This window comes from Aliirhizobium wenxiniae, from assembly GCF_019511445.1.
Lineage (GTDB): Bacteria > Pseudomonadota > Alphaproteobacteria > Rhizobiales > Rhizobiaceae > Neorhizobium > Neorhizobium wenxiniae_A.
The window spans coordinates 34,171-53,401 of record NZ_JAEUAN010000032.1 but is presented as its reverse complement, the minus strand read 5'-3'; the positions used below and the strand labels follow the sequence as shown (position 1 = coordinate 53,401).

The 19,231-nt window shown below is 59.0% G+C and carries 20 protein-coding genes; 8 read left to right on the top strand and 12 right to left on the bottom strand.

Annotated features, from left to right (window positions below; translation table 11 throughout):
• Nucleotides 1-369: 369 nt before the first annotated feature.
• From prmB to JNB91_RS27900, 4 genes are all read left to right on the top strand, one after another.
• Nucleotides 370-1,284, top strand: coding sequence for a 50S ribosomal protein L3 N(5)-glutamine methyltransferase (prmB, locus tag JNB91_RS27915; protein WP_220328723.1), 915 nt, complete (start codon nt 370-372; stop codon nt 1,282-1,284).
• A gap of 88 nt (nt 1,285-1,372) precedes the next feature.
• On the top strand, nt 1,373-2,623 hold the full coding sequence (locus tag JNB91_RS27910) for an NAD(P)/FAD-dependent oxidoreductase (RefSeq protein ID WP_220328722.1): 1,251 nt from the start codon (nt 1,373-1,375) through the stop codon (nt 2,621-2,623).
• A 240-nt stretch (nt 2,624-2,863) separates the two neighbouring features.
• Nucleotides 2,864-4,222: a glutamine synthetase family protein gene (locus tag JNB91_RS27905; protein ID WP_220328721.1), complete on the top strand. Its 1,359-nt coding sequence runs from the start codon at nt 2,864-2,866 to the stop codon at nt 4,220-4,222.
• A gap of 1 nt (nt 4,223) precedes the next feature.
• A complete protein-coding gene (locus JNB91_RS27900) occupies nt 4,224-5,528 on the top strand; it encodes an NAD(P)/FAD-dependent oxidoreductase (RefSeq protein ID WP_220328720.1) in 1,305 nt (434 codons plus the stop codon).
• Nucleotides 5,529-5,542: 14 nt separating this feature from the next.
• Here the strand turns inward: JNB91_RS27900 and JNB91_RS27895 are convergent, their stop codons facing one another.
• From JNB91_RS27895 to JNB91_RS27875, 6 genes are all read right to left on the bottom strand, one after another.
• Complete coding sequence (locus JNB91_RS27895) at nt 5,543-6,196, bottom strand: TetR/AcrR family transcriptional regulator (RefSeq protein ID WP_220328719.1); 654 nt, start codon at nt 6,194-6,196, stop codon at nt 5,543-5,545.
• Between the two features lie 168 nt (nt 6,197-6,364).
• Complete coding sequence (locus JNB91_RS27890; RefSeq protein ID WP_220328718.1) at nt 6,365-6,886, bottom strand: gluconokinase; 522 nt, start codon at nt 6,884-6,886, stop codon at nt 6,365-6,367.
• A 46-nt stretch (nt 6,887-6,932) separates the two neighbouring features.
• The gene (locus JNB91_RS27885; protein WP_220328717.1) at nt 6,933-7,964 is read right to left on the bottom strand and encodes an AbrB family transcriptional regulator; all 1,032 of its coding nucleotides are present in this window, start codon (nt 7,962-7,964) and stop codon (nt 6,933-6,935) included.
• Nucleotides 7,965-8,137: 173 nt separating this feature from the next.
• On the bottom strand, nt 8,138-8,611 hold the full coding sequence (gene rirA, locus JNB91_RS27880) for an iron-responsive transcriptional regulator RirA (protein ID WP_220328716.1): 474 nt from the start codon (nt 8,609-8,611) through the stop codon (nt 8,138-8,140).
• A 359-nt stretch (nt 8,612-8,970) separates the two neighbouring features.
• Nucleotides 8,971-9,099: a hypothetical protein gene (locus JNB91_RS31285; RefSeq protein WP_262928040.1), complete on the bottom strand. Its 129-nt coding sequence runs from the start codon at nt 9,097-9,099 to the stop codon at nt 8,971-8,973.
• Between the two features lie 130 nt (nt 9,100-9,229).
• The gene (locus JNB91_RS27875; RefSeq protein WP_220328715.1) at nt 9,230-10,726 is read right to left on the bottom strand and encodes a CoA-acylating methylmalonate-semialdehyde dehydrogenase; all 1,497 of its coding nucleotides are present in this window, start codon (nt 10,724-10,726) and stop codon (nt 9,230-9,232) included.
• A gap of 109 nt (nt 10,727-10,835) precedes the next feature.
• Here JNB91_RS27875 and JNB91_RS27870 point away from each other — a divergent pair, with 109 nt between their 5' ends.
• Nucleotides 10,836-11,729: a LysR family transcriptional regulator gene (locus tag JNB91_RS27870; RefSeq protein WP_220328714.1), complete on the top strand. Its 894-nt coding sequence runs from the start codon at nt 10,836-10,838 to the stop codon at nt 11,727-11,729.
• 21 nt (nt 11,730-11,750) lie between these two features.
• Here the strand turns inward: JNB91_RS27870 and JNB91_RS27865 are convergent, their stop codons facing one another.
• Nucleotides 11,751-12,116: a VOC family protein gene (locus tag JNB91_RS27865; RefSeq protein WP_220328713.1), complete on the bottom strand. Its 366-nt coding sequence runs from the start codon at nt 12,114-12,116 to the stop codon at nt 11,751-11,753.
• Nucleotides 12,117-12,235: 119 nt separating this feature from the next.
• The gene (locus JNB91_RS27860; RefSeq protein WP_220328712.1) at nt 12,236-12,481 is read right to left on the bottom strand and encodes a helix-turn-helix domain-containing protein; all 246 of its coding nucleotides are present in this window, start codon (nt 12,479-12,481) and stop codon (nt 12,236-12,238) included.
• Between the two features lie 241 nt (nt 12,482-12,722).
• Here JNB91_RS27860 and JNB91_RS27855 point away from each other — a divergent pair, with 241 nt between their 5' ends.
• A complete protein-coding gene (locus tag JNB91_RS27855) occupies nt 12,723-13,196 on the top strand; it encodes a hypothetical protein (protein ID WP_220328711.1) in 474 nt (157 codons plus the stop codon).
• A 421-nt stretch (nt 13,197-13,617) separates the two neighbouring features.
• Here JNB91_RS27855 and JNB91_RS27850 read toward each other — a convergent pair whose 3' ends face one another.
• Nucleotides 13,618-13,854: a hypothetical protein gene (locus JNB91_RS27850; RefSeq protein ID WP_220328710.1), complete on the bottom strand. Its 237-nt coding sequence runs from the start codon at nt 13,852-13,854 to the stop codon at nt 13,618-13,620.
• A gap of 184 nt (nt 13,855-14,038) precedes the next feature.
• On the opposite strand from JNB91_RS27850, the gene JNB91_RS27845 reads away from it, so the two are divergent.
• The gene (locus JNB91_RS27845; RefSeq protein ID WP_220328709.1) at nt 14,039-16,474 is read left to right on the top strand and encodes a phosphoketolase family protein; all 2,436 of its coding nucleotides are present in this window, start codon (nt 14,039-14,041) and stop codon (nt 16,472-16,474) included.
• A gap of 78 nt (nt 16,475-16,552) precedes the next feature.
• The gene (locus JNB91_RS27840) at nt 16,553-16,834 is read left to right on the top strand and encodes a hypothetical protein (protein ID WP_220328708.1); all 282 of its coding nucleotides are present in this window, start codon (nt 16,553-16,555) and stop codon (nt 16,832-16,834) included.
• A gap of 300 nt (nt 16,835-17,134) precedes the next feature.
• Here JNB91_RS27840 and JNB91_RS27835 read toward each other — a convergent pair whose 3' ends face one another.
• The 3 genes from JNB91_RS27835 to JNB91_RS27825 form a co-directional block, all read right to left on the bottom strand.
• The gene (locus tag JNB91_RS27835) at nt 17,135-17,851 is read right to left on the bottom strand and encodes a DUF6065 family protein (protein ID WP_220328707.1); all 717 of its coding nucleotides are present in this window, start codon (nt 17,849-17,851) and stop codon (nt 17,135-17,137) included.
• A gap of 74 nt (nt 17,852-17,925) precedes the next feature.
• Entirely contained in the window at nt 17,926-18,675 is a 750-nt protein-coding gene (locus JNB91_RS27830) for an anti-sigma factor family protein (protein ID WP_220328706.1), read from the bottom strand.
• Nucleotides 18,672-19,214 (bottom strand): RNA polymerase sigma factor, encoded by a 543-nt coding sequence (locus JNB91_RS27825; protein ID WP_220328705.1) that lies wholly within the window; start codon nt 19,212-19,214, stop codon nt 18,672-18,674. Before JNB91_RS27825 ends, JNB91_RS27830 begins: the two co-directional genes overlap by 4 nt.
• Between the last annotated feature and the right edge of the window lie 17 nt (nt 19,215-19,231).

Sequence of the window (19,231 nt, the reverse complement as noted above, 5' to 3'; positions counted from 1 at the left end):
GGCGGATGGCAGGGCGGCGGCGGGCCTGCGGTTCGGCGTCGGTTTGGGGCGTCGGATTTTTTCGTTCATTTCATACGATTCCTGTGCAGGCCACCGCGCCTTCGCTCGACTTTGAGTTTGCGGCGCGCCCTCTGGCCTGCCGGCCATCTCCCCCACAGGTGGGGAAAAAATCTGCAGCAACCGCCAGCCTCAATCTGGGCCTCCACGGAGCGGCTTGCTTAGCCCTCCCCCTTGTGGGGAGGGTTTGGAGGGGTAATTGCATAGCGCTACCTGTTGACCCATCCGCCCTTGCCATTCTATGCCCGGCTTCGTCCAGCCCTATATGGTGTGGACATGATGAAAACCCAGTTGTGACGAAGAGAGACGCCGGTGAGCCAGGATAACATTACGACAGACCTCGTGACGCTGCGCGATTACTGGCGTTATGCGATTTCCCGTTTCAGTGCGGCGGAGCTTGGTTACGGCCATGGCACGACGACGGCAGGCGACGATGCGGCTTTTCTGCTGCTCGACAGTTTGAACCTGCCGATCGATGCGCTCGATCCGTTTCTCGATGCGCGGCTTCTGCCCTCCGAACGCAAGCTTTTGGCCGAGCGGATCGAGACGCGGGTGACGACGCGCAAGCCTTCGTCCTATATTACCGGACACTCCTATATCCAGGGCGTGCGCTTCCATGTCGACGAGCGGGTGATCGTGCCGCGGTCGCATATCGGCGAGATCCTGTTTTCGGAATATCTGGGCGAGCAGGGTTCGGCCTATCTGCCGGATCCTTTCATGGTGGAAAGTGCCGTCGATATCTGCACCGGTTCGGGCTGCCTTGCGGTGCTTGCGGCAAAATTCTTCCCCAATGCGGCGATCGATGCAGTCGATCTTTCGGCCGATGCGCTGGACGTGGCGAAGATCAATGTGGCCGAACATGAAGTTCAAGAGCAGGTCTCGCTTTATCAGGGCGATCTGTTCGGCCCGTTGAAGGGCAAGACCTATGACCTGATCATCACCAACCCGCCCTATGTGGACCATGCCTCGATGGCCGGCTTTCCGGCCGAGCATCAGGCGGAACCGGCGATGGCGCATGACGGCGGCGAGGACGGGCTTGATCTGGTGCGGCAGATCCTTGAACAGGCCGGCGACTATCTGAACCCTGAAGGCGGGATGATCTGCGAGATCGGCTCTGGCCGCGAAATCCTCGAAGAGGAATATCCGCATCTGGAATTCCTCTGGCTGGAAACGGCGGAATCTCAGGATGCCGTGTTCTGGATTTCGGCCGAGGCGCTGAAGGGCTAAACCACCGCGACTTCACTATTTTTCGTTTGCGCGGCGATCACCGGGGCGGCATGTTCCGGTGATCGGATGCGTGTGGAGACGAAAGATCATGACGGCTGCGGATGTCATCGTACTTGGGGCCGGCATTGTCGGCATTTCGACGGCCCTGCAGCTTGCCCGGCGCGGCAAGGCTGTGGTTCTCGTCGATCGGGGCGAGCCGGGGCGCGAGACATCCTATGGCAATGCCGGGCTGATCCAGCGCGAGGGGGTCGTGCCCTACGGCTTTCCGCAGCAGTTCGGCCAGATATTGCGCAATGCCATGAACAACCGGATTGACTCGCATTTTCATTGGCGGGCGCTTCCTTCCGTTTCTTCCTTCCTGGCGAAATATTGGTGGCACTCGAACCTTTCCCGCCATCAACTCATCGCCCGCGCCTATGCGCCGCTGATCGAGCATTCGATTTCCACCCATAACGAGCTGATCGAGGAAGCCGGCGCGCAGGCGCTGATCGCCAAGGATGGCTGGACGGAGCTTTTTCGCACAGCGGCCAAACGGGATGGCGAGCTTCGCGAGGCCGAAAGGCTGAGGCGAGAATACGGCGTGGCGTTCGAGGCGCTTTCGCCGAAGGATCTGGCGGCGCGGGAGCCGCATCTTTCGCAAGGTTTCGCCGGTGCCTTGCGCTGGGAAGATCCGTGGTCGGTAAAGGACCCGCTGGCGCTCAGCCAGGCCTATGTGCGGCTGTTCGAGAAGCTCGGCGGCAAGGTGCTGAAAGGCGATGCGCGCAGCCTTTCGAAGACCACGAGCGGGTGGCGGGTCGTTGCCGGGGACGGCACGGTGGAAGCGAAGGACGTGGTGGTGGCGCTCGGGCCGTGGTCGGATGTGGTGACGAAACCGCTCGGCTACAATTTCCTTGTCGGGGTGAAGCGCGGCTATCACATGCATTACGCGCCAAAGGGCGATGCAACGCTCAACGGCTGGCTGCTGGATGCGGAGTGCGGTTATCTTCTGGCGCCGATGAACCAGGGGATCAGGCTGACGACCGGGGCGGAATTTGCCCACCGCGATGCGCCGAAGACGCCGGTGCAGTTGGCCCGCGCGGAAGCGGTGGCGGGGCAAGTCTTTCCGCTTGGCGAGAAGCTGGACAAGGAACCGTGGATGGGTGCGCGGCCCTGCACGCCGGACATGATGCCGGTGATCGGCAAGGCGCCGCGGCATGACGGCCTGTGGTTCGCTTTCGGCCATGCGCATCACGGGCTGACACTCGGACCGGTGACCGGCCAGGTGATCGCCGAGGCGATTTTGGGCGAAAAGACGCTGATCGACATTTCGGCCTACCGGCCGGAGCGGTTCAACGCTTAGTGTTTTTCGCCTGAATGACGATCGCCTCGGCCGGGCTGGTTTTTGGCAAAAAGCCGGGTTAGGCTTTAAGGAACAATCAAAGGGAACGATGCCCGGATGATCGCCCTGATCTGCCGGGACGACATGGCAATGGCACGTTATCTCATCTACGACGCCAGATTTCTCGACCGTTAGCGCGCCTCATTGCAGGCGTGAGCGGGCGTTTTCCGCCTTGGGTTCGAGTTGATTTTCTGGTGTTTCATGAATGATGTTGCCAATGCCAAAAGCTTTTTCGATGCCAATCCCGATATCGAGGTTCTCGAAGCCTTCGTGATCGACGCGAATGGTGTTCCGCGCGGAAAGTGGATACCGCGCGAACGGGCGCTCGATGTGCTGGAAAAGGGCATGGCGATGCCGCGCTCGGTCTATGCGCTCGATGTCTGGGGCCGCGATGTGAATGCCGCCGGGCTGGCGCAGGGAACCGGTGATCCGGACGGCTTGTGTTTTCCGATCCCCGGCACGCTGTCGCGGATCAACTGGCTCACCCGGCCGACGGCGCAGGTGCTGCTCGGCATGCGCGATCCGGACGGGTCCGGCTTCTACGGCGATCCACGGCAGGTGCTGGCCAATGTGCTGAAAGGGTTTTCGAAGATCGGGCTGACACCCGTCGTGGCGACGGAGCTGGAATTCTACCTGATCGACCCGTTGCGCTCGGCACTCGATCCTGTGCGGCCGCCGAATTCGCGCGAGGGGCGCTGGCATACGGGCCAGACGCAGGTGCTTTCGATCTCCGAACTTCAGGATTTCGAAGAGGTCTTTCACGGCATCGCCAGTGCCGCAAGGGCGCAAGGGATACCGGCCGACATGGTGGTGCGCGAAAACGGTCCCGGCCAATATGAGATCAATCTCAACCATGTGCCGGATGCGCTGAGGGCGGCCGATTATGCGGTGCTTTTGAAGCGGATCGTCAAGGGCGTGGCGCGCGCCAATGACCTCGACGCGACATTCATGGCGAAACCCTATGGCATGCAGGCTGGCAGCGGCATGCATGTGCATTTCTCGCTGATCGACGAGGCCGGGCGCAATGTCTATGCCGGTGAGGACGGGCCTTCGGAAATGCTGTTCCATTCGGTCGGCGGACTTTTGGAGAATATGGGGGAGAGCATGGCGGTGTTTGCGCCGCATGCCAATTCCTACCGGCGGCTTCGGCCATCCGAACATGCGCCGACCTATGCGTCCTGGGGGTTCGACAATCGCTCGGCGGCGGTGCGGGTGATCACCGCTTCGAAGCCGGCAACGCGGATCGAACACCGGGTAGCCGGTGCCGACGTGAACCCCTATCTGGCGCTCGCGATGATCCTCAATGCCGCCCTCTCCGGCATCAAGGAGAAGCGCAACCCGGGCGGTGCGATTACCGGCGACGAGCACGCGATCAACCATGATCCGCTGCCGACCAACTGGGACTATGCGCTGCGGCAGTTTGCCCGATCCACTTTCGCCTATGCCACACTCGGCCCGAAATACCGGTCGCTTTATAGTGCCTGCAAGGCACAGGAACTGGCCGAGTTTTCGCTACGCGTCACCGACGTGGAATATGACGCCTATATAAGGACGGTATGAGATGACGTTTCGAGACAGCGCCACCAATCCCGGCCATACCGGCTCCTGGTATGCGGCAAGCGCCAATGACAAGCGTGTGCGCCCTGCCCTTGCCGGCGATATCGAGACCGATGTCTGCATCATCGGTGCCGGGTTTACCGGCATATCTGCGGCGCTGGAGCTTGTCGAACGCGGGTTTTCGGTCGTGGTGCTGGAGGCGACAAGGATCGGTTTCGGCGCATCCGGGCGTAATGGCGGGCAGATCGTCAACGGCTACAGCCGTGACCTGGAGACGATCGCCGGGCGCTACGGCAAGGACAAGGCGATCGAACTTGGAAAAATGTCGCTCGAAGGCGGCAACATCATCCGCGAGCGGGTGGCCAAATATGCGATCGACTGCGACCTCGAACATGGCGGTTTCTTTGCCGCTTTTACCGACAAGCAGATCCGCGAGATGGAGCATCACAAGGCCGACTGGGAACGGCATGGGCATCATGGTCTTGAGATGGTGTCGAAGGCGGATGTCGGACAATATGTGAAGACCGACCGCTATGCCGGCGGGATGATCGACAAGCTCGGTGGGCATATCCATCCGCTCAACCTCGTGCTTGGCGAGACGCGCGCGGCGGAAAATTTTGGCGCGAAGATTTTCGAAGGCTCGCGGGTGATTGCGGTCGATACAGACAAGGCACGACCGGTCGTCAGCACGGGAGCGGGTTCGGTGACGGCGTCTTATGTGCTGATCTGCGGCAATGCCTATCTGGCGCCGCTTTTCCCGCAGGTGCATGGCCGGATGATGCCGGTATCGAGCCAAGTGATGGTAACGGAACCGCTCGAGGCCTCAATGATCGAGGAGCTGCTGCCGGCGAATTACTGCGTCGAGGATGCCAATTACATTCTCGACTACTATCGCCGCACTGCAGACAACCGGCTGCTTTATGGCGGCGGTATCGGCTATGGCGGCAATGATCCGAAAAACCTGACCGGCGTGATCCGTCCCAACATGCTCAAAACGTTTCCGCAGCTTAAGGACACCAAGATCGATTATGCCTGGAGCGGCAATTTCGCGCTGACGCTGACCCGCATTCCGCATATGGGGAAGCTGTCGGACAAGGTCTATTTTTCTCATGGCGACAGCGGCCATGGGGTGACGACGACGCATCTCTTAGGAAAAATCCTCGGCGAGGCCGTGGCCGGTCATGCCGAGCGGTTCGATGTCTGGGCATCACTGCCCAACCTGCCCTTCCCCGGCGGGCGCATGTTCCGGGTGCCGCTGACGGCACTCGGTGCATGGTATTACGGGATCAGGGATAAATTGGGCGTCTGATAACGCCCAAACACCTATGCGGTGGCGGGGAAATGCCCCTTGAGGAAGTAGGTCGCGTGGGTGCGCACGATCGACTTGAACTGTGCCGAGATCTGCGCAGCTTCCGCCGGAACCATCAGTGCGAGGCGTAGCGTTGCACCCGCCATGTGGAACATGACGAACAAGGTCTGCGCATAGTTTTCACGCAGTGGTTCGGCGACGAAATGCTGGGTGAGTTGATAGAAAACTTCCGCCTGAGCCCGCGTTTCGGCGATATCGAGGTCGGCCAGCGCCTTGTCGGCCTGGATCGCATTCAGGAGATCCTGAGTGGACGGTTCCTGACGCATGCGCTCGTAATAGATGTCGAACAGATCGTCGGTCGCCTTGAGAGCATCATCGGCTGTCTCGATGCGTGAAACGTGGCCGGCGATCAGTTCGCGCACCTCTTCCACATAAAGCTCGTAGAGCATGGCGATGATGGCCGACTTGTTGGGGAAATACTGGTAGACCGAAGCGATCGGGCCACCGGAAAGAGCCGCGATTTCCTTCATGGTCACGGCATCGATGCCCTTCTGACCGATCAGTTCCTTCGCAACCTTCAGGATCTCGCCGATACGCTCACGACTTCTTTCCTGTTTCGGCACCCGGCGAAGCGCGGCACGTCCCGCGCCCTGACTCGACTCCTGCATGCGATCCCTTTTCCCAACAACGCTCATTAGACCATGCGTCACCAGCTAAACCGGAAACGCTAATTGAGCGTTATACGTAAAAAAGGCAGGTTCAGATCACCTGACCGAGCAAAAAATGTGAATAAAAGTTTAATTCACCAAGAATTTCCGATCGGCGCGATCTATTTCTCAAATATTTTCCCGCCAAAGTTTCTCCAGCCGGGCGATTGCATCCTCAACGATCTCGGGCACCGTTGCGTCGATATCGACCGTCACCACATTCGTCTCGCCTTCAGGGCTTTCCAGCGTTGCAAGCTGGCTCTGCAGCAGCGAGGCCGGCATGAAATGGCCCTTACGTGCGCCCATGCGGGAGGCCAGCAGTTCCGGGGATCCCTTGAGGAAGACGATGTAAAGCGGCTCGCCGCCAGCAGAACGTAGCTTTTCGCGGTAGATCTTCTTCAAGGCGGAGCACGTCACGATAATATCTTCGCCGGCGGAACGTGAGGCCTTGAGTTCGTTGCCGATGATTTCCAGCCAGGGCCAGCGATCCTCGTCGGTCAAAGGCGTTCCATCTGCCATCTTCTTGACGTTCGATGCCGGATGCAGCTGGTCGCCTTCGACAAACTTGCAGCCAAGTCGCTTGGCCATCATATCAGCGATCGAGGTTTTCCCGGCGCCGCTGACGCCCATGACGATGATTGCCTTGGTCATTTGTTCTTCTCCCTGCATGTCATCTGCGCATATCGCGTGACGAATTCTATTTCAACCTCGCATCCCGGCCGATGACGAGCGGCATCAACACAGACAGGAACATCAACCTCAAAACATGGTGAGCGCCGACATAGGTGGGATCGGCATGGAGCATGACGGCCATGGCCGCCATGGTTTCCAGCCCGCCGGGAGAAAAGGCGATCAGCGCCGCATCGAGCGGCACATCGGCAAAATAGGAAACCGTCACAGCGATGCCCCCGGCAAGCGCCATGACGACGACAGTGACGACCAGGCCGGAAACGATCGCGACGCGCAGATCGGCAAAGGACAGGCCGGAAAAACGCGAACCGATCAGCGAGCCGAGCAGAACATAGATCGGGATCAGCAGCCAGTTGGGAACGGCGCCTGAGACGAAACCGGTTACATGGGTGGAGATGGAGACGAAGACACCGCCAACCAGAAGGGCTGCCGGAAACTTCCAGCGCCGGAAAAGCAGGCCGAACCCGGCCGAGGCAATAACCATGACCACAAAGACCGGCATGCTCATCGATTGGGGCAGGACGATCACGTCATTTTCAGCGAGATCGAAGATTTCGACGATCAACGGCACGCTGATCGTCAGCGCCAGCACGCGCACGCTTTGGGAAATGCTGACCGCGCGAAGATCGCAGCGCATTTCGGCGGCGAGGCTGAGAACGTAACTGAGGTGGCCCGGCGAGGCTGCGAGAAGTGCTGTCGTGCGATCGTAGCGGAACAGCTTTTGCAGCACCCAGGCGGCGGAGAACAGCAGAATGAAGACCGCCACAAAGACCATGATGAAGCTGAGCGGCCAGGTGCGTGCGGCGACAAAGATCTCCGGCGTGACGGTGGAGCCCATCGATATGCCGATGACGATGAAACAGGCATTGCGAATGAGATGCGGCACGCCGAGGTGAAGTCCGGCAAGCCCCGCGAAAGTGACGGCGACCGCCGGGCCGATCAGATAAGGCGCCGGAAACCCGATGGCGATGGCAACAAGCGCACCGGCTGTTCCAATAATGGACGTTAGCAAAAACTGACGTAATTCTGGAAAATTCATAAAAACCGGTCCTGACACCTGTCTGTGCAACAGGCTGCCAAGGCGGCAGGCTGCCGGCATGGCAAGGCAGGATCCGTTCTAGCCGCAGGAGCAGGAAGGTCAACCGAAGTCAGCCCAGATAAACAAAAACGCCGGAGTGACCGGCGTTTCCATCAAATACAGAGCGCTACTTATCAGGCGGCGGGAGCCACAACCTTCTTCATATCGACCGCATCGAGGCCGAGGAGGAAGTTGATCTGCGGACGCGCCTTGACCAAATCATCGATCGTGTATTCGGCCAGAACGTCGAAGAAGGCGTTCAGCGCCTTGCGAAGCGCGGAGTTGAGGCCGCAGCTATCGACCAGCGGACATTCGATCGCACCGTCATCCTCGAAGCATTCCGCCATGGCGAAACTGTCTTCCGTGACGCGCACGACATCGAACAGGGTAATCTTGTCGGCAGCGCGACCGAGCTTGACGCCGCCATTGCGGCCACGCACGGTCTCGACAAGCCCGGCCTTGTTGAGCGGCTGAAGGATCTTGAACAGGAAGAGCTCGGACACACCATAGGCCTTGGCAATCTCCGGAATGCGGCTGAGATGCCCGTCATTGGCTGCGCAATACATCAGCATTCTTACGGCATAATTGGTCTGTTTTGTCAGGCGCATGATGGTCTCCGAAGACTCGAGAGAGCTCTATATAGACGCTTCCCTAGTTTTGAACAATTCCAAAATAGGGAAATCGGAAGCTTGTTTTCAAGTGCACTAATTCACCGAATGCACAAAAAAGCAAATCCTGAATGCAAAAATCAACATAAAGCAACCGATGAGTGCAGTTTGCCCTGCAACGATCGATCCTGCTTACACCGTCACCGGCAGCAGCTCCTTGATAAAAGTCATATTCGCTAAAGCTGTGACAATAGGCTCGCTCAGCCGCCATACTTGCCTCGGGAAGAGGTCGAGGCTGGCTGGTTCGAGCCGAAGAACCGGCCTCGGACCGCAGAAAGAATGCTAATTCCGGTTATTTCTCAGCCGATCGACATGGCGATGGCAATCGCGGCGGATACGCCCAAAGTTATTGCGGCTGCAAGGATGCTGAGGCCAATACGCGCCAGATGCGTGCGACGGGCACGCTTTTCGTCCCACTCGTAAACCATGACATAACTCCCACTCCTACCCGCTCCAATTTAGGGCAACTGACGGTCACGTCAATCTTTCGTGAGGGATAGTTTACATGAGAGGATTCGATGGCGGGTACGGCAGCACCCGCCATCAACTGTATTTCCGCTACTTCATAACCGGCATGACGAACTCTGCGCCGTCCTTGATGCCGGAAGGCCAACGGGCGGTGATCGTCTTGGTCTTGGTCCAGAACTTGATCGAATCCGTGCCATGCTGGTTCAGATCGCCGAAGGACGAGGCCTTCCAGCCGCCGAAGGAGTGATAGGCGAGCGGAACCGGGATCGGCACGTTGATGCCGATCATGCCAATATTGATGCGGGACGCGAAATCGCGGGCGGCATCGCCATCACGGGTGTAGATCGCGACGCCATTGCCATATTCGTGCTTCATCGGCAGCGACAGCGCTTCCTCGTAATTCGTCGCGCGGACGACGGAAAGAACAGGGCCGAAGATTTCCTGCTTGTAGATTTCCATGTCCGGCGTGACGTTATCGAACAGCGAGCCGCCGACGAAATAGCCGTCTTCATAGCCCTGCAGCTTGAAACCGCGGCCATCGACGAGAAGTTTTGCGCCCTCTTCGACACCCTTGTCGATCAGGCCATTGATACGCTCCTGCGCCGCCTTGGTGACGACCGGTCCCATGTCGGCCTTGTCATCCGTATAGGGGCCGATGCGCAGGCTCTCGATCTTCGGGATCAGCTTTTCGACCAGCCTGTCGGCAGTTTCAGCGCCAACCGGGACAGCGACAGAGACGGCCATGCAGCGCTCGCCGGCCGAACCGTAACCTGCACCCATCAGCGCGTTGACGGCCTGATCGAGATCGGCATCCGGCATGATGATCATGTGGTTCTTGGCGCCGCCGAAGCACTGGGCACGCTTGCCGTTCATCGCTGCCGTTCCGTAGACATAACGGGCAATCGGGGTGGAGCCGACGAAGGAGACGGCGCCGATATCGGGATCCGTGAGAATCGCGTCGACGGCGGCCTTGTCGCCATTGATGACATTTAGGATGCCTGCCGGAAGACCGGCCTCGATCATCAGTTCGGCGAGGCGAAGCGGAACGGACGGATCACGCTCGGACGGCTTGAGGATGAAGGCGTTGCCGCAGGCGATGGCCGGCGCGAACATCCACATCGGGATCATGCCGGGGAAATTGAACGGCGTGATGCCGGCGCCGATGCCGACCGGCTGGCGGATCGAATACATGTCGATCGCAGGACCGGCCCCTTCGGTGAACTCGCCCTTGGAGAGATGCGGAATGCCGATGACGAATTCGCAGACTTCCAGGCCGCGGACGATATCACCCTTACTATCCTCGACCGTCTTGCCGTGTTCCTTCGACAGCATGACGGCAAGCTCATCCATGTTCTGATTGAGCAGATCGACGAACTTCATGAAGACGCGGGCGCGACGCTGGGGATTGGTGGCCGCCCATGCCGGCTGCGCGGCCTTGGCATTTTCCACCGCTGCACGGATTTCGGACGCGCTTGCGAGCGCGACCTTGGCCTGCACTTCGCCGGTTGCCGGATTGAAGACGTCGGCGGTGCGACCGCTGGTTCCGGCGACATGCTTGCCGCCGATGAAATGACCGATTTCCTGCATGGGTTCCTCCTAGTTTCTATGGCAGGCAGAATGTCACTCGAAATTGCGCAATTCAACGCGATAGTTTACGCAACTGTTGTGCAAATTTCGACATCAGAGGGTAGCGTCCGTGGACTGGGATGATGTGCGGATGTTTCTGGCGGTGGCGCGCACCGGCCAACTTCTTTCCGCCTCGCGGCGGCTCGGCATCAACCATGCGACGCTCGGGCGGCGGATGACGGCGCTGGAGGATGCGCTGCAGACGCGGCTTCTCGTCCGGCGAACCAATGGCTGCACGCTGACGGCGGAAGGCGAAGTGTTGCTGGCCGCGGCCGAAAAGATGGAAACCGAGATGCTTTCGGCGCAGGCGCGCACGGCCAGTACCGACACGGTGATTGCCGGAACGGTGCGGATCGGTGCGCCGGACGGTTTCGGCGTGTCGTTTCTCGCATCACGGATGGGCCACCTCACCCGCCGTCATCCGGAACTGAAAATCCAGCTGGTGCCGGTGCCGCGGCATTTCTCGCTGTCGCAGCGTGAGGCGGATATTGCGATCACGATCGAGCAGCCGGAACAGGGGCGGCTCGTCTCTTCCCGGCTGACCGATTACACGCTCGGGCTTTATGCCTCGCGGGCCTATCTCGACGCGGCGGGCGAACCGAAGACGGCCGAGGACCTGAGACGACATGCGCGGGTGGGCTATGTCGAAGACCTGATCTTTTCGCCCTCGCTGAATTTTACCGGCGAGATCATGCGCGACTGGGATGCCGGCTTCGAGATTTCGAGCGCGATCGGCCAGACCGAGGCGGTCAAGGCTGGAGCGGGTATCGGCATATTGCATGACTATGTGGCGCGGCAGTATCCCGAGCTCGTCAGGTTGTTGCCCGAGGTGACGCTGAGGCGATCCTATTGGACGACCTATCACGAGACATCGCGCGACCTTGCAAGGCTTCGGATCGTGGTCGACTACATTCGCGAACTGGTGACCGCGGAAAGCCATATCTTCGTCGCCGAACCATCCTAGCAGATACCGGCCTGCGTTCGGTCAGAGTGATTGGATGGCGATGCGGTTGCCTTCGCTATCGGCAATCTCTGCGACAAAGCTGGTGTCATTGATCGCCGTCTTGGCAAAAAGGATCTCGCTTCCCTGCGCGGCGGCCTTGGCGAGAACATCGTCGATATCTTCGACGCTTAAATAAACGACCGCCCCTTCTCGGGAGGGCACGTAAATGTCGCCTTGCGCGAGTGCTCCGCTGGCGCCGTCTTTCCCTTCCTCGAAGGGGAAGTAAGCCATCCTGCTGCCATGTATGGTCACGACATCGCCAAAAGTCACGCCGAACACGGCATGATAGAAGTGCATCGCTCTCTCAAGATCGGTAACCGGTATCTCAACATGAGCGATCAGGTTCATCGGGTACTCATATAACTGACTAAGGGCTTGCGTTTAGAGCCACCAGGCGAGGTATCAGAAACGCTTCGCCACAAAATGAATAAGCCCGGCCTGAGCCGGGCTTTCATGTGCCTTTTCAATCAGGCGACGAGAAGCGCTGACGGGGGCAATTTCAGCGCCACGGCAATGCGTTTCAACTTGGCCGGATCGGCATTGAGGCCTTCCTCGACGCCGACGATTTCGTCGTGCACGAGGCCGGTGGTCAAAGAAAGGTCATCTATGCTGTAGCCGGCGGCGAGACGCGCTTCGGCAACGGCTCGTGCCACTTGACCCGAAAGAACAGCGCCGCTCTGGGATGCCTTAATGTTGCTAATTGAGACTGTCATGGTTTCATCCTTCTTGAAAAAACCCGGCATTTTCGGCGGGTGAAGGGGGTCAAATGACCCATGATGCGACACGCGGTCGCAGGACAAACATAGGCCATAATCCGGTTTGTGCAAGTGGCGATGTTGCATTGCACAACATCAGACGGGAAAAGACGGCGGCACCTCCGTATTTTCGGCGATTAAAAATACGGCAGAACCAAAGCAGATCCTGCGCGTTTACAAGGCAATAGAGGACAGGATCATGCCTTATTCAGTCTCGCCAAAATCGACGTATGGGAATTATCGCGAAATCGGGAGCGACGCACAGTTGCTGCAGGCCGCGCATCATCTCGTAGATTTGTATCTGATGTATCTTCGCGAGCATGAAACCGGCAGCGATCTTTACGACACATGCGAGCTTCCCGCTTCCAAGGGAAGCCTGATCAATGCTTTCCGGGTGGTGATTGCGACGGAGAGCCGGTCCGGCGTGCGCGCCCTGCTGGTCAAGGCCGGCATGACGCTTGCGCAGTTTCAGGACAATATCGGTCCACGCATGTCGTTCGCGCCCGCGACAACCACGCAAAAGCCGAGCGACGGACGCTGGCGACCTGACCCCGGTCAGATCCGCAGGCTCGATCGTGCGCTGATGCGGCATGGAGAGGATCGGACCAGGCTGGTGCGAATATTCGGGCATGCGGCCGATATCGCCGAACACAAGCCGATCCATGATGCATAAGACGGCGTTCAGCCGAGCGTTGCGCTGAGTCAATGAAGACGCCCGTGATCCGTGTAACGTCCAGATCACGGAGGTTGAGAGCGATGTGCGCTGCATAGCGCAAGCATCGTGTTTGCCGCCGAAGGCATGGTGCAGTCTGAAATACGCAAGCCCCGCTCGACGATATCAAGGATATATTCGAGCGGCTCAAAACGGTTCCATCGGAGCCGGACGGTGGCGGGTTTCTCCACATTTGCCTGAACGGTGGGCTGGGACGACACGACGGAGGCCGTGTCGTCCAGGAGGGACCCGGCCCAATATTCATGGGCCGGGTCTTCGCGTTTCAGGTCAGGAAGCTACCAGGATTTCAGTACCCGAAGTGTCGGCGCCTTCTTGAAGATATGCTCGTCCATGCGAGCGAGAAGTGGATGCGTACGGCCGATCAGCACTCCGACGAAAGCGCCGTTTCACCAGCCAACAACCCGGCGCCGGGCCAAGAGACACAGCACGCCGCAGCGCCTTGCATGGCGAACAGTACAGAAAGAACGGAAGCGCGTTGAGCCGCATCAAAGCGTGCGACCGCGTATCGCATGGTGTCCCGGTGCGGCGAACCGTCATGCCCGATCTGCGACGGCAGGCAGAGGAGGCCAGAAATATCGGCCTTAAAGCTGGCAATCATCAGCCCCTGCCCTATTCTGACGGCGATCGCGCAATAATTGACTGATTGTCACATAAAACATCCACACTGCCGAAAGCGCGACGCCTCCTGGAAGACGGACAATCGCCAAGTCCATGATCCATGTCATGAAGCAGGCCATCTAAATCGATTAGTATCGGAGATGAGGAAAAAAGAGGAGTTTTCAATGCAGCAACATATCGTCCAGAAGGACAGCACATTTTCCCAAGCAGAGTATTTTGATCCCACACGTCCGCGCACCGAGCTTTCACAAGACGAAGTGACGCTGATGAACCGGTATTGGCGGGCAGCCAATTATCTTTCGGTCGGACAGATCTATCTTCTCGAAAATCCGCTCCTGCGTGAGCCGCTTCAGCCGCTGCATATCAAACCGCGACTCCTCGGCCACTGGGGCACGACCCCCGGCCTCAATTTTATCTATACGCATCTTAACCGTGTGATCAAAAACCGCGATCTCGACGTCATCTATATATGCGGGCCGGGCCATGGCGGACCGGGCATGGTCGCAAACACTTGGATGGAAGGCATCTATAGCGAGATCTATCCGGATATTGCGGAAAACGAAGAGGGCATGCGCAAGCTGTTCCGGCAGTTCTCCTTCCCCGGCGGCGTGCCGAGCCATGTGGCGCCGGAAACCCCCGGCTCCATTCATGAAGGCGGCGAACTGGGTTATGCGCTGGTGCATGCCTTCGGCGCAGCTTTCGACAATCCCGACCTGATCGTCGCCTGCGTGGTGGGTGACGGCGAGGCCGAAACCGGGCCGCTGGCAGCCAGCTGGCAGTCCAACAAGTTCCTGAGCCCGGTGCGCGACGGCGCGGTTCTGCCGATCCTGCATCTGAACGGCTACAAGATCGCCAACCCTACGGTGCTTTCGCGCATTCCCCATGATGACCTGAAGAAGCTCTTCGAAGGCCATGGCTACGCGCCGATCTTCGTCGAGGGACATGAGCCGGAAGCGATGCACCGGCTGATGGCCGATGCAATGGATCTGGCAACCGACATGATCCGCTCGATCCAGGAAAAGGCCCGCTCCGGCGCTCCCTCCACCCAAGCCCCGCGCTGGCCGATGATCATCCTGCGCAGCCCGAAGGGCTGGACGGGGCCGAAGGAAGTCGACGGCAAGAAGGTTGAGGATTTCTGGCGTGCGCACCAGGTTCCGGTTGCCACTTGCCGCGAAAATGACAGTCACCGCAAGGTTCTCGAAGACTGGATGCAGAGCTACAATCCCGAAGACCTGTTCGAGGCCGACGGAAGCCTGAAGCCGGAACTGAAAGCGCTTGCTCCGACCGGCAATCGTCGCATGGGGGCAAATCCGCATACCAATGGCGGCATTTTGCGCAAGGACCTGAAATGCCCGCCGATCGCCGACTATGCCGTCGACGTGACGGTGCCGGGCGAAAAGATCGTCCAGACGACGGAAGTGCTCGGCAAGTATCTGCGCGACGTACTGAAGCTCAATGACGCGGAACAGAATTTCCGCATCTTCGGGCCGGACGAGACCGATTCCAACCGGCTGGGTGCGGTGTTCGAACAAACCGACCGCGTCTGGATGGAAAAGATCGAGCCCTATGACGTGCATCTTGCGCCCGATGGAAGGGTGATGGAGGTACTGTCCGAGCATCTATGCCAGGGGTGGCTGGAAGGTTACCTGCTGACCGGTCGTCACGGCTTCTTCTCCTGCTACGAAGCCTTCATCCACATCATCGACAGTATGGTCAACCAGCATGCCAAATGGCTGAAGGTGACGCGTGATCTGGAGTGGAGAAAGCCGATCGCCTCACTCAACTACCTGCTCACCTCGCATGTGTGGCGGCAGGACCATAACGGTTTCTCCCACCAGGATCCCGGCTTCGTCGACCTGATCGCCAACAAGAAGGCAGACGTGGTGCGCATCTATCTGCCGCCGGATGCCAATACCCTGCTTTGGGTGGCCGACCATTGCCTCAATACCTGGGACCGGATCAACGTGATCGTGGCCGGCAAGCAGCCGGAGCCGCAATGGCTTTCGATCAAGGATGCGGCCAAGCATTGCGAAAAGGGAATCGGCACCTGGCACTGGGCCAGCAATGAAGATGGCGCCATTGCACCGGATGTCGTGATGGCCTGCGCCGGCGACGTGCCGACAATGGAAACGCTTGCCGCCGTGATGATCCTGCGCGAGGCGATCCCGGACCTGAAGATCCGTGTCGTCAACGTCGTCGACCTGATGACGCTGCAATCGAAGGAGGAACATCCACACGGATTGACCGATGAGGAGTTCGACGCGCTGTTCACCACGGGGCGGCCGGTCATCTTCGCCTATCACGGTTATCCGTACCTGATCCATCGGCTGAGCTACAAGCGCAAGAACCACAGCAACATGCATGTGCGCGGCTTCATCGAGGAAGGCACGACCACGACGCCTTTCGACATGACGGTATTGAACCAGCTCGATCGCTACCATCTTGCGCTTGAGGCCATCGAACGGGTGCCGGAGCTGAAGGCAAAGGTTCCGCATGTGATCGAGATGCTGAACGGCAAGCTTGCCCTGCACCATGCGCATGTGCGCGAATATGGCGAGGACATGCCGGAGATCCGCGACTGGAAATGGTCGATCAACTAGGGTCGGCAATCACAAGTCAGCAGACGTCAGCCCGGCCGGGTTTATCCCGGCCGGGCTGTTTATTTGACCAGACAGCAGATGGCTCAATCATCGTCGGAGGAATTGGACGAGGAGTTACTGGACGAATTCGAGGAGGAATTCGAGGACGAGTTGGATGACGAATTCGAAGAAGAGTTCGAACTGCTGTTCGAGTTGCTATTCGAATTCGAGTTGCTTGAAGAGTTCGAGGAACTGTTGGAGCTGGAATTCGAATTGCCGTTGGAGCTGGAATTCCGCGACGAGTTGGACGAACTGTTCCGGTTCGAGTTCGAACTTGACCAGCCGCGCCGGTCATTGTCGCGGTCGCGGCGTGAACTGTAGCTTGCTCTGTCATTCTTGAATGTCTTGTCGAGGAAGCGCGTCAACGGATCATCGGCAACTGCCGGAGCAGGCGCGGAGATGCCGGCTGCGAGAATTGTGCTGAGTACGGCTAGAATTTTCTTCATGGTGTTTCTCCTAGAGATCACGCAGTCTTCCCGACTGCATGGGAGAAACGGTGCGGCCCGCAGTTTATTCCGAGAAAAAAATAAAATAATTTCATAGAGTTAAACAAAAAACAAAGACATGCGCCGACACCCGGCGGAGGGCCGGATATCGACGCATGACAGCGGTCTTTTCGGTTCAACGCTGGGCGCGGGCAAATTTCCTGTACCAGCCGGCAGACGCCTGGGTCTTGCGCAGGATCGTCTTGCGCGTCGTTGCCTCCTCCTCGCTTTCGGATCGAATATCGGCTGCAAGATCGGAGGTTTCGCGCCGGAACGGGATGACCTGGACGATCGGCGTGCCCCGCTCCAGCACATGCAGCCCATCCTCGCCGGTAGCAAAGAACGGGAAGTGGATTTCCGACTGATAGGTATCGGTGTCGACAACCCCAGAGACGATCTCGAAGGCGCCATTCGGCCTGTTGAGCGGTGGTACAAACAGGCAGCTCCAGCCCGGCGGAGTGACGATGGTCCAATAATTGTGGAACTTGCAGGGCGGCATCGGATCACGCGGATTGCCGGCCACCTGGTGGCTGGCGTGGTTGCTGACCAGCGTACGGTCGAAATCCCAACCGCAATCCACCGTGCGACCCTCGTCGGAAATCTCCATGCGCACCGTAGCAGCCAGGCCGATCACCCAGCCGGTGGTCATGGCATCGAGGAAGGGCATGCAGCGCTTGACGGTCAGTCCGCTGTCATTGGCGGAAACACGCGATTCCGTGACCGGAGGCAGTTTGCGGAACCATTCCGGCAGGGCAGTCTTGGCGCGCACCGGCGCCGGGATAATGCCTTCATCTTCCTTGCGGCAGAGGAAGGTCAGTTTGGGTTCGGGTTTCCTCAGAAGCGACAGTGCCATAATCGTTCTCCTCGCGGCTCATGCAGGGAAGAACGATGCGGCAGAGAACTTATTCCCGCCGCGTGCCGAAAAATTCATTCGGCCTTTGCGAGGGCATTTTTTTCCGCGTCGGAGGCAAGCGGTTCGCCGGCGTCGATCGAGGTCAGATAGGCATCGACCATATCCTGCGAGGACGCAGGGACATAACCTTCAACACGGGGTGATGTGAGCGCGAGGCGCGTGACCCAGGCACCGTTGGCGCGGCAGGCGACGGTTGTCGTGTTTTCCTCGGCCCGTCGCAGATCATATTCCCGGCAGAGATCGCCACGCCCATCGAGGAATGTCGCGACGATGTGCAGTGTCTCAGTGTTCCCCAGCGCAACTTCACTGCCGGAGGGTTGTGCATCGAGGGCGGTCGAAAGCGCCGTTTCAAAAGCGCCGCGCGGCTGCTCGCCACTTCTACCGGCCATGAAACCGCCGACGCCGGTGACAACGGCAAGAATCGAGGCCGCAATCGGCATCAACCATTGGCTGCGTTCGCCTTGCGGGCGCTTTTTATGGGCAGAGAAAGCCAGAACATTCTTTTCGTCGGTTATAGCTTTCGATGCTTCGGCATCCTGCGCCATGCGGCGCACAGAGGCGGCAAGCGCCTCGGGAACCGGCTCGTCGATCAGCGGCTTGACTGCGGACGCGACGGCCAGCCGCGTGTCGAGGAAGACGGCAAGCCGCGCGGCCAGAACCTCGTCATGTTCGAGCGCCGCCTCGACCCTGAGGCTGGTCACATCGTCGAGTTCGCCATCGGCAAATGCCATCAGGGTTTCGTCGTCAAAATGTTCGATGTTCATGCAACGCCGCCTTTCGTATCGGACGAACGTTTTTCGCCGAGACTTATTCCCGTCAACTCGGCCAAATTCTTTCGCGCCCGAGCCAGGCGGCTCATCACCGTGCCGATGGGGATGGAGAGAACCTCCGCAGCATCGCGATAGCTCAGTTCCTCGACACAGACCAGGATGAGCACTTCCCGTTGCTCATCAGGTAATTTCTGCAGCGCAGCCGTGACTTCCATGAGCTCCATACGGGCATGGGCCGCAGCCTCGCCCGATGGAATGGAGACGTCGTGGGCCTTTTCCAGCTCGTCCTGCGGGCCGGCTGTTCTCACACGGCGAAGATGGTCGATCCATAGGTTTCTGAGGATACGAAACATCCAAGCATCGAAACGGGTATCAGGAGCGAAGCTTTCAGCGGCAATGATCGCCCGTTCGCAGGCGGCCTGAACCAGATCATCCGCAAGTTCGCGCGAATGGCAGAGAGAGATCGCAAACCGCCGCAGGTTGGGCAGAAAGGCGATCAATCGCTGTGGAACAGTCGGCGTTTCATTCGTCATGCAATTTGTCTGGCACG